The organism is Armatimonas sp. (assembly GCF_964826245.1).
On record NZ_CBAYMC010000179.1, the window covers coordinates 1 to 9,281 of the forward strand.

A 9,281-nucleotide genomic window follows, 5' to 3' on the forward strand; every position below is an offset into this window, starting at 1 on the left:
CTAAATCTCGCTTTCGCCTCGCTCAGCTCGCTACTTTCCGCCCTGCCTGCCACGGCCCAGACCACGCTCTTTTCCGATAACTTCAACCGCGCCATGCTCACGGTCAGCGCACCGACGACCTACACCACCACGGTCACAGCGGGCGATGGCGGGGCGAGCATTGTCGCCAGCGATTTTCTACGCCTCACCAACGATGCCACCGTGGCGGGAAATGCTTCGGGGCGTGTCTTTGTCACCGGAGCTACGTCGAGTTTCACCCCATTTCAGCAGAGCTTGGCTAGTAACGCTAGCACGCTGGAGTGGAGCTTCAATGCCAAGAGCAATCGTAATAGCGATCCGGGCGGCTTTGGCGCGGGCAACTACAGCCTTGCTGTCGTTCTTGGCGCGTCGGGGAGCGATCTCACCACGGCCAATGGCTACGCCATCGCCTACGGAAACTCAGGAGCGCCCGATCCGATTCGGCTGGTAAAGTTTGCTGGGGGGCTGGACGCGGACGCCAATCTCACGACGATGATCTCCAGTGGCGCCGCCGATCTGTCCGGCTTTGCCAACTACTTCAGTGTCAAGGTGCGCTACGCCCCGAGCACGGATAGCTGGCAGCTCTTCATCCGCGACGATGGCACAAGCAGCTGGAGCGATCCAAGCACTGTCTCGTCACAGATCGGGAGCACCGTGACGGACAATACCTACACCAGCACGCCCCTCACCCACTTTGGCTTTGGCTGGAACTACAACAGCGCCGCCAATCAGAGCGCCCAGTTCGATAACTTCCAGGTCAGTGCGCTTAGCAGCACCGCAGCTCCTGAGCCGTCCACACTCCTCTTGCTTCTCCCTGGTTTATGCCTACTCCGACGAAGATTCCGAGCATGATATACTGATGGGTTGGGCCGCGATGGTGAATGCCATGCGGCCCTAACTCTGTCAGAAAGGAGGCGGCTCTGTTATGTCTAAACCCATTGTCGCCATCGTTGGACGCCCCAACGTCGGAAAGTCCACTCTCTTTAATCGTCTCACGGGCAAACGAATTGCTATCGTGGAGGACACTCCTGGAATCACCCGTGATCGGCTCTATGCTGAGGGCGAGTGGAACGGGCGCAACTACACTCTCATTGATACGGGAGGCATCAGCATGGATGAGGAAGACCCCATGCAGGCGCAGATCCGTATCCAGGCGCAGATTGCCATGGAGGAGGCCGATGTCATCCTCATGCTCTGTGATGCCGCGCAGGGAGTCACGCCCAACGACCGCGAGCTTGCTGATGAGCTACGTGGCGCCGTTACCGTGCCGCTTTTTGTCGTCGTTAATAAGTCCGACAACCCTCATCGCGACATTGATGCGATGGAGTTTTATAGCCTGGGACTGGGCGGCGAGCTCTACCCCGTCTCCGCGATCTCTAGCCGTGGCGTCGGCGACTTACTCGATGCCGTCGTTGCCTCGTTCCCTCCCGAGGGTGATGAGACCATCAGCGATGAGACCGTGCGCATTGCCATTGTGGGCCGCCCGAATGTGGGCAAGTCGTCCATGATCAACGCGATCTTAGGGGAGGAGCGCACCATTGTCTCCCCCGTCGCCGGAACGACCCGTGATGCCATTGATACCTACTTCGAGTTTGAAGGCAAGCGCCTGCTGCTCATTGATACGGCGGGCATTCGGCGCTCGGGCAAGATCCAAGGGACGGTAGAGTACTACTCCGTGCTCCGTGCCCAAAGAGCCATCGAGCGCTGCGATGTGGCGATCACCGTTGTGGATAGTATCGAGGGACTCCGCGATGGTGACAAGCGTGTCCTAGGAATGGCCGATGAGGCAGGACGTGCCTCGGTGATCTGTGTGAACAAGTGGGATGAGGGCCGTAAAGGGATTCTCTCAGAGAACGCGGGGAAGAATCCCATGCGGATCTTTACCCAGACCCTGCGCGATGAGCTTCCCTTCGCCAGCTATGCCCCCATCACGTTCTGTTCCGCCCTCAAGAGCACGGGGATCGGGGCGTTTCTGGAGACCGCGATCCACGCCGCTGAGAACCACTCCATGCGCATCCCCACCGGAGAGCTGAACCGGCTTATTCGCGATGCGGTGGATGCTCGCCCGTACCAGACCAAGGGCCGAATGCTCAAAGTCAAGTACGCCACGATGGCCGCCGTCCAGCCCCCGACGATTGTCTTGTTTGTCAACGACCCTGAGCTGATGCACTTCTCCTACCAGCGCTACCTAGAGAACCAGCTCCGCAAGACCTACGGCCTCGAAGGCACCCCCATCAAGATCATCTGCCGGAAGGCCGCGAAAGAGCCCGGCGACGACTAACGACCGAAAGCAAACCGCCCGCTCTCTTGCTTTGAGAGCGGGCGGTTTGCACTTGCCTACTAGATAAACCGCCCAGCGGTGAGCCAGAAGATCAGGCCCGAGACTAGAATCGTCACCGGCAGGGTTAGCACCCAGGCGATGAGGATATTGCGAATGGTCTTGGGCTGAAGCCCAGATTTGTTAGCCGCCATCGTCCCCGCAATTCCCGATGAGAGAATGTGCGTGGTGGAGACCGGCGCGGCGAGCATATCAGCCGTCATGATCGTCAGCATCGCCGTCATCTCTGCCGCCGCTCCCTGGCCATAGTTCAGGTGCGCCTTGCCGATCTTCTCACCCACGGTCACCACGATGCGCTTCCAGCCCACCATCGTCCCGACACCGAGTGCGAGTGCCACCGCAACAGTGACCCAGGGCGTGACGAACTCAACCGTCGCCTTAATCTCTTTCTGCCCTTTATCGAGCAGGTCTTTATCGTCGGCGCTAAGCCTCTTGTCCTTGGCAACTTTCTTGAGTGCGGACGCGGCTTTCAGCGCTTCTTTGCGCAGCTCGGACTGCTCGGTCAGAGAAAGCTCGGTCAGGCTCTGATGATTGGCCAGCAGCGCCTCGATCTTCTGGAGACGTGTGTCGGCTTCGACAGCTTTTTCCACTTTGGCAAGTTCGGGGCGCTCCACCAGCTTCTCAACTTGCTTCACCGTGCTGATCGTACTCTGAATCTTCTCCGCATTGAAGTTCGGATTGACCGTGAACTGACCAGGCAGCAGGGCAATCAGCACCAGCATCATCAGCCCAATGCCTTTTTGACCGTCGTTCGAGCCATGGAAGTAGCTCACGCCGGTACAGGTACCAATCAACAGAAGCCGGATCGGCCAGGGCGGTGGAGTGTCTCCCTTGGGCTCCTGAAACAGCTCAGGGCGCTTGATGAGAAGCTTCATCCCTAAAAAAATCAGCGCGGCGACCCCGAAGCCAACCAAGGGCGCAAGCGCAAGTCCCTTGAGCGTATCGTAGAACTTTTCGAGACTGACCTCTTTGTGGGCCAGCATGCCCCAGGTAATCCCAACACCCGTAATCGAGCCAATCAAAGTGTGCGAGCTGGAGGCAGGTAGTCCAACATACCATGTGGCCAGGTTCCAGAGCACCGCCGTGGTCAGAATCGAGAGGAGCATCCAGATCCCCATCGCGCCGCTTGCTCCCACCAGCATGTCAGTGGGAATCAGCCCAACGATCTTAAAGGCAACGCCAGCGCCTGCTCCCAGGACGCTGAGTACTCCCAAGAAGTTAATGAGTCCTGACCAAACCACAGCAACCGTCGGTTTGAGTGACCGGGTATAGATCACGGTCGCGACGGCATTGGCCGTATCGTGAAATCCATTAACAAACTCAAAACCCAGCGCGATGACAAGGCAGACCACCAGAAGGCTAATTGTTGAGATATCCATAGCTGTCCCCATGATCGCATCTCCTCACCTGCATGGTATTAAGCAAGCGTTAAATATCCCCGATCTGCCCTCACGGTAAAATTAAGAAACGAATGATCAAACAGAACTTGGAACCCGAACGAAGTACCATCCTGCCTCTGTAGTCAGCTCTCTTAATCTGCTTGTCTCCCCCTCCGTCGTCTTGGCACACCCCCCAGCAGATTTTCAGACCCAGGCTCCTCAAGCCGCGCAGCTCACGGCGGATCAGAAGAATACGATGCCTTACAGGGAGACCGTTCTCTCTTTTCGTCCGCTGGTGGCGGAGGCAGTGGGCCGCGTCCATGCTCAGGGGCACCCCGTGTAGGAGGTCCTTCACAGGGGGTTTATCTTGCGCCGAGGCCGCATCCGAGCTGACGGTACCGTGAACTCAGATGATACCTACACGATCCAGTATGACTTTGGGAGTGTCGGCCCCGTGCACCTGCGCGATATGTTCGCCGATGTGAGGAGCAGCCTTCCACGAGACGGGAGCTTTCGCCTGGGGCAGTTCCCCCCACAGTTTACCTATATCCTCCCCGTTTGCCTATAATCTGCACCATATGCTGCCGCTGACCATGCGCACCACGGAGGAGATGCTCCGCCTGGTTCCAAATGCCCTCTCAGACGGGTGGCCAGCAGCAGCGCCTCTGCATCGCCCGCGCCCTGGCGGTCTCCCCCGACGTGCTCCTCACCATTGTGACCGTCACGCACAACATGCAACAAGCCGCCCGCGTCTCCGAGTACACGGGCTTCTTCCTCAAGTCCCCCAGCCAGAAAGAAACCGACGACTACATCAATGGGTGCTTTGGATAGGTGCTGGGTTTTGGATAAGCCCGTGGGCCCGGACTTTCTGGGCAAATAGCTGCAAGCCTGCCTCTTCGCGCGCTCCTAGATTGTAGACAATGGCGTGCGAGAAATAGGCCTGGGCTCGCTCCAAGCTCTCGCCGTGCTCGGCGGCGCGGCGGGCCGCGACTTCGTCGAGGTGCGCGACTCCCCACTCTTTGGCGATCAGCAAGTCGCGCTGAAGCTCAGGCGTGAGCAGGTCAGGCCGCCCGATCCAGAGCGCGAAGACAAACGGGAGATTCGTCCACTCTTTCCATGCCTCCCCGAGATCAAGCACCGTCAGGCCCGCATCGTAGTCTAGATAACCCTTGTCGCCGATCAGTAGCGCGGCATCGTGGTCTTGGAGCATCGTCTCTAAGTCCGGAGCCAGCGGCGTGTACTCGGGAGTCAGACCAAAGCGCTCTTCGAGTAAGACGCGAGCGAGAGTCACACTGGTCAGCGACGATGTGTCCAAGGCGACCCGTCGAATCTTGGCAAGGGGGACTTGGGAAAACAGCCGCACGGAGCGCACCGGGCCATCGCAAGCCACGGCAACGCCGGGCGCGTAGACAAGCTGAGGACGGCGCACCCACGCCACAGAAGAGACCAAGCCCGCCGCAAAGTCTCCCGGCTCCAGCCGCGGAGCCAGTAGCGAGGGCAGAATATACTCCACACTTGCCCCCCGCCCACGGCCCTCTTCCGTCTCACTAAACCAGTCGGTCAGGGGCCGGGCATTCAGATACGGCACCGACCCCAGCTTAAAATTGAACGCGTTCATAAATCTATTCTACCACATTTGCGTGTATAATCAGAGTCACTATGAGCAACGATGACACACCTCCCGCTGTTCCGACCACAACCGTGAATACTGCTACCTCGCCAAATACCGTAGCACGCAAGTGGCTTGGACGAGGGCTTCTGGCTTTGATTGGCATTGGCGTGATCAACTTCGGCTACAACACAATTCTGACAAAGTCTCAGCTCGGCAAGGTTGCCAGCAAAGATGCTTCCGAGCAAAAGCTGGGCATTAGCCTCTTAATGGGCCGCAAAGTACTCTTTGACGCGCTCCAGGGCGGCGCTCCCCCCGAGACACGTCTAGCTGCCATCACCACCCTACAGGCGCTCGCGGAAGGCGGCCAGAACAAAGATGCCTTTGAGCAGCTTCTCCAGATGTGCAAAGACCCAGACACTGAGTCAACGGAGAAGAAAACCCACCCTGTGCGCGATGCCGCTCGCGCTGCCGTGGCCGCCACTGGGGCCAGCTATGCCGAGCGCCTCTTAGATGCCGCCAAAGACCCGGATGGCAATATCCGCGATGGTGCCCGCGAAGGCTTGAAGAAGATCGGAGCGCCTCTGAAAGAGCAGATGGCCAAGCGCCTCTCCGATGGCGGCTTGCGTGGCCCTATAGGGGATATTCTCGCCTCGATTGGCCCAGAGACGATTGCGCTCATCACGCCGTATCTCACGGATGAGAAAATCAAGGACGATCCCGGGGCCAAGATCACGCTGATCGAGACGCTGGGCAAGTTCAAGGTTCCGGAAGCCGCCGAGCCGATCCTGCCCTTTATCTCCGACACGGACCCCAATGTCCGGCGTTCTGTCATCACGTCACTGGCCAATATCGGCGACCCCGTGGGCGCACCGGTTCTCATTCAGGCACTGGAAAGCCCCGACACCGATGCCTCCGCCCGTGCCGCTGCCGCAGGTGCTCTAGGCGGAATCGCCACGCCTGAGGCGAATGCCGCTATGCTCAAGGCCCTCACCGACTACGACACCTTTGTGGGAGTGGCCGCCGCTGCCGGGCTTCGGCGTGCAGGGGATTCCGCATCGGCACAGATCGCCCAAGCCCTGCTTGATCCCAATCCTTCCGTGCGTGCACTCGCCGCCGAAGCCACCGGGGGAATGCGCTCCACGGCACTCGCCACCAAAGCAATGACCGACTCCGACGCCCGTGTGCGTGCCAAGGCCGCTAGCTCTCTGGGCGACATTCTCTTTCGCGCCGCCGCAATCCGCAAGGCACTGGGGGCACTGGCATCCGCCACCGACGATAAAGCCCGCGAGTCGGCAGTCACCGAGCTAGGTCGCTTTGGCGCAGAAGCGGAGGTCAATGGGGCAGGCATTCCTCCCGCCGCAAAATCCAACCTGGTTTCCTTCTGGACCACGAAGCGCGATGCGGAAAAAGACGATAAGAAAAAAGAGCCCTGGGACAAGCGAATCGCCAAGCTAAACGCCGCTCCTCCCCTCGCCGCACTGGCGCAGCCGACGGAGTTCACGCCCCTCGTCGCCGCACTCACGGATAAAGAAGGCAGCGCGGATGCCGCCACGATTGCCTTAGGCCGACTGGGAACACTGGCTGTAGATGCGCTCAAGGCCAAGCTGGGCAGTGGCGACGATACCCTGGCGTACTACGCGTCCAAGGCCCTCACCACCATTGGCCGCGATGCCGTCAGCGGCTTGCTCCCGCTGGCAACGGAGGGCAATCCTGCCGCGCGCTGGGCCGCCATCACCCTCGGCGAGATTCGTGATCCCAAGGCAGCGGAGACGCTTGAAGCCCTCACGAGATCTAGCAGCGAAGATACCGCATTTGTCGCTCAAGCGGCGCTCTCCAAAGTGAAGCCGGGCTAAACGAGCTCAGGAGTAAGCACGATGTCCCTGACCCTGGATTCTACACCACAGCGAAAACATATTGTCCACTACCCGGACGCGGATGGTAAACCTATGGCTGAAACAGATGCCCATCGTTTCCTGATCTCTAACAGCGTTAGTGCCCTGATATGGCACTTTACAAATCGCGCTGACTCGGTCTATGTCTCAGGCAATAACTTTATGTACTTTTCGGAGGGCGATCCGAAAGCGCGTATTTCCCCGGACTGCTATGTTGTTTTTGGACCCGCACAACGTGATCGAAACTCCTACCGAAGCTGGGACGAAAACGATGCGCTCCCTTCTGTGGTGTTTGAGTTCACCAGCAAGAAAACACAAAAAGAAGATGTCTCGGATAAGATGCAGACCTACGAGCAGCTCCGCATCCCTGAGTACTTTCTCTTTGATCCGACCGGCGACTATCTAAAGCCCGCCCTACGGGGCTACCGAATCACGCCTATCGGGATGTACTCTCCCATTGCTCCTCAAGAAGACGGGCGGCTTGTCTCGGAGCAGCTTGGCCTTGAGCTAGTCGCAGATGGCGTGCGACTGCGCTTTTTCAACCCTACAACGGGTGAGTTTCTCCCTACTCTGGCTGAGGCACAGAGTGAAATCGCGCGGCTTCGGGCGGAGCTGGAGCGCTTGAAAGGACAATAGAGTTCAGATGACCCCTTTGCGTTTTGGAATTGTCGGCTGTGGAGGGATCGCGGGCCTGCATGCGCGGACGTTTCGCGATGGCTTAGAGAAAGACGGCACTGCGGTACTGGTCGCAGGAGCGGAGACGGATCCGGAGCGGCGGGCAGCATTTGGCGAAAAATGGGGCATTCCCATGCACGACTCGCTGGAGAGTCTGCTGGCACGCGACGACATAGACGCGGTCGCCATCACAACCCCGAGCGGCCTCCATAGTACGCAGGCCATCCAAGTGGTGAAGTCGGGGCGACATGCGCTCTCGGAGAAGCCCCTCGATACTAATGCCGAGCGCGCCGCCGCCGCTGTTCTCGCCGCAAAAGAGGCAGGAGTTGTGCTGGCGGGAATCTTCCAGCAGCGCTTCAATGCCGATGTCCAAAAAGTGCGCCGCGCAGTGCAAGCCGGGGCGTTTGGCGAGCTGATCTATGTCCACTGCGAAACCCCGTGGTACCGGGCACAGAGCTACTACGACTCGGGCGAGTGGCGCGGGACGTGGGATTTAGACGGCGGCGTGCTGACCAACCAAGGCGTGCACATGGTAGATCGCCTGCTCTGGCTCGCGGGTGACTGGGACGAAGTGCTCCACTCGGTCTGCTCGCTCGGGAAGTTTCGCGATATCGAGGCGGAGACGCTGGGCGTGGCCACGGTGCGACTCAAGAACGGCGCCATTGCCACGATCACGGGCACGACGCTCGCCTACGATGGCATGGCGCAACGCGTGCTCATCTGCGGCACCGATGGCAGTGCTGCCTTTGACGGCGAGACTCTTGTCAAGTTCAAGACCCGCGAACCCTTTGAGGAAACGAGCGCAAGCTCAGAAGTAGAAGAAGTAGGCGTCGAAAACAAAGCCGCCGATCCTCTTGCCCTCTCCTCCAACCAGCACGAAGCCAACTACCGCGACTTTATCGCCGCCATTGGCGAAGGCCGGGAGCCCCTCACCAAGCCCGAAGAAGGCGTCCGCGTGGTTGCACTTCTCAACGCCATCTACGCCAAAGCAGGAGTCGGACCCTACGCCTAGAAAGTCAGAGTACCAAGAAGATGAGCCGAACATTTGACCTCTCCCCCGATGGCCACTGGCTCGTCTTCTCCCCTTGGGGCGGCAAGCACCTCGGGCTGTTTCTCTTTGACCTTGTGGCGCGGAAAGTGATGCCCCTCACCGCGCCAGGAATCTACGCCGACCATCCCGCATTTACTCCCGATGGCAAAGCCGTGATCTACTCACGAACTGAAAAGCTTTACGACGACCAGAGCGCACTGTGGCGAATCAACGTTGCCAGTGGTGAGAACACCCCACTCCTCTCTCAGTCGCGCCACTTTCACAGCGCGCCAACGGTCACTCCGGATGGATCACGCGTCGTCTTCATGCTCTCCCA

At 59.2% G+C, this 9,281-nt stretch carries 8 protein-coding genes and 3 pseudogenes; 9 read left to right on the forward strand and 2 right to left on the reverse strand.

What is annotated here, in order from left to right:
* Window positions 1-870, forward strand: a pseudogene (locus AC1XOS_RS15840) (hypothetical protein); the annotation flags it as partial.
* A 73-nt stretch (window positions 871-943) separates the two neighbouring features.
* Window positions 944-2,299: a ribosome biogenesis GTPase Der gene (der, locus tag AC1XOS_RS15845; protein WP_481963195.1), complete on the forward strand. Its 1,356-nt coding sequence runs from the start codon at window positions 944-946 to the stop codon at window positions 2,297-2,299.
* Between the two features lie 59 nt (window positions 2,300-2,358).
* Here der and AC1XOS_RS15850 read toward each other — a convergent pair.
* Window positions 2,359-3,714: pseudogene (locus AC1XOS_RS15850) on the reverse strand (inorganic phosphate transporter); the annotation flags it as partial.
* Window positions 3,715-3,916: 202 nt separating this feature from the next.
* Between AC1XOS_RS15850 and AC1XOS_RS15855 the strand changes: the two are divergent.
* The 3 genes and pseudogenes from AC1XOS_RS15855 to AC1XOS_RS15865 all read left to right on the forward strand — a co-directional run.
* The gene (locus tag AC1XOS_RS15855; protein WP_481963196.1) at window positions 3,917-4,078 is read left to right on the forward strand and encodes a hypothetical protein; all 162 of its coding nucleotides are present in this window, start codon (window positions 3,917-3,919) and stop codon (window positions 4,076-4,078) included.
* A gap of 57 nt (window positions 4,079-4,135) precedes the next feature.
* A complete protein-coding gene (locus tag AC1XOS_RS15860; RefSeq protein ID WP_481963197.1) occupies window positions 4,136-4,303 on the forward strand; it encodes a hypothetical protein in 168 nt (55 codons plus the stop codon).
* Window positions 4,304-4,371: 68 nt separating this feature from the next.
* Window positions 4,372-4,566: pseudogene (locus AC1XOS_RS15865) on the forward strand (phosphate ABC transporter ATP-binding protein); the annotation flags it as partial.
* Here the strand turns inward: AC1XOS_RS15865 and AC1XOS_RS15870 are convergent.
* Window positions 4,547-5,353 (reverse strand): menaquinone biosynthetic enzyme MqnA/MqnD family protein, encoded by an 807-nt coding sequence (locus AC1XOS_RS15870; protein WP_481963198.1) that lies wholly within the window; start codon window positions 5,351-5,353, stop codon window positions 4,547-4,549. The pseudogene AC1XOS_RS15865 and the gene AC1XOS_RS15870 sit on opposite strands and share 20 nt — an antisense overlap.
* 41 nt (window positions 5,354-5,394) lie before the next feature.
* Between AC1XOS_RS15870 and AC1XOS_RS15875 the strand changes: the two genes are divergently transcribed.
* The 4 genes from AC1XOS_RS15875 to AC1XOS_RS15890 form a co-directional block, all read left to right on the forward strand.
* The gene (locus AC1XOS_RS15875; protein WP_481963199.1) at window positions 5,395-7,200 is read left to right on the forward strand and encodes a HEAT repeat domain-containing protein; all 1,806 of its coding nucleotides are present in this window, start codon (window positions 5,395-5,397) and stop codon (window positions 7,198-7,200) included.
* Window positions 7,201-7,221: 21 nt separating this feature from the next.
* Window positions 7,222-7,875 (forward strand): Uma2 family endonuclease, encoded by a 654-nt coding sequence (locus AC1XOS_RS15880; protein ID WP_481963200.1) that lies wholly within the window; start codon window positions 7,222-7,224, stop codon window positions 7,873-7,875.
* 7 nt (window positions 7,876-7,882) lie between these two features.
* On the forward strand, window positions 7,883-8,926 hold the full coding sequence (locus tag AC1XOS_RS15885; protein WP_481963201.1) for a Gfo/Idh/MocA family protein: 1,044 nt from the start codon (window positions 7,883-7,885) through the stop codon (window positions 8,924-8,926).
* A gap of 20 nt (window positions 8,927-8,946) precedes the next feature.
* Window positions 8,947-9,281, forward strand: a 335-nt coding sequence (locus tag AC1XOS_RS15890) for a TolB family protein (protein WP_481963202.1), incomplete at its 3' end; no start/stop codon positions are given.

Excerpts from the sequence above, each read along its gene's own strand:
- AC1XOS_RS15870 (WP_481963198.1), bottom strand. The coding sequence starts at position 5,353 with ATGAACGCGTTCAATTTTAAGCTGGGGTCGGTGCCGTATCTGAATGCC.
- AC1XOS_RS15875 (WP_481963199.1), top strand. The coding sequence starts at position 5,395 with ATGAGCAACGATGACACACCTCCCGCTGTTCCGACCACAACCGTGAAT.
- AC1XOS_RS15885 (WP_481963201.1), top strand. The coding sequence starts at position 7,883 with ATGACCCCTTTGCGTTTTGGAATTGTCGGCTGTGGAGGGATCGCGGGC.
- der (WP_481963195.1), top strand. The coding sequence starts at position 944 with ATGTCTAAACCCATTGTCGCCATCGTTGGACGCCCCAACGTCGGAAAG.
- AC1XOS_RS15880 (WP_481963200.1), top strand. The coding sequence starts at position 7,222 with ATGTCCCTGACCCTGGATTCTACACCACAGCGAAAACATATTGTCCAC.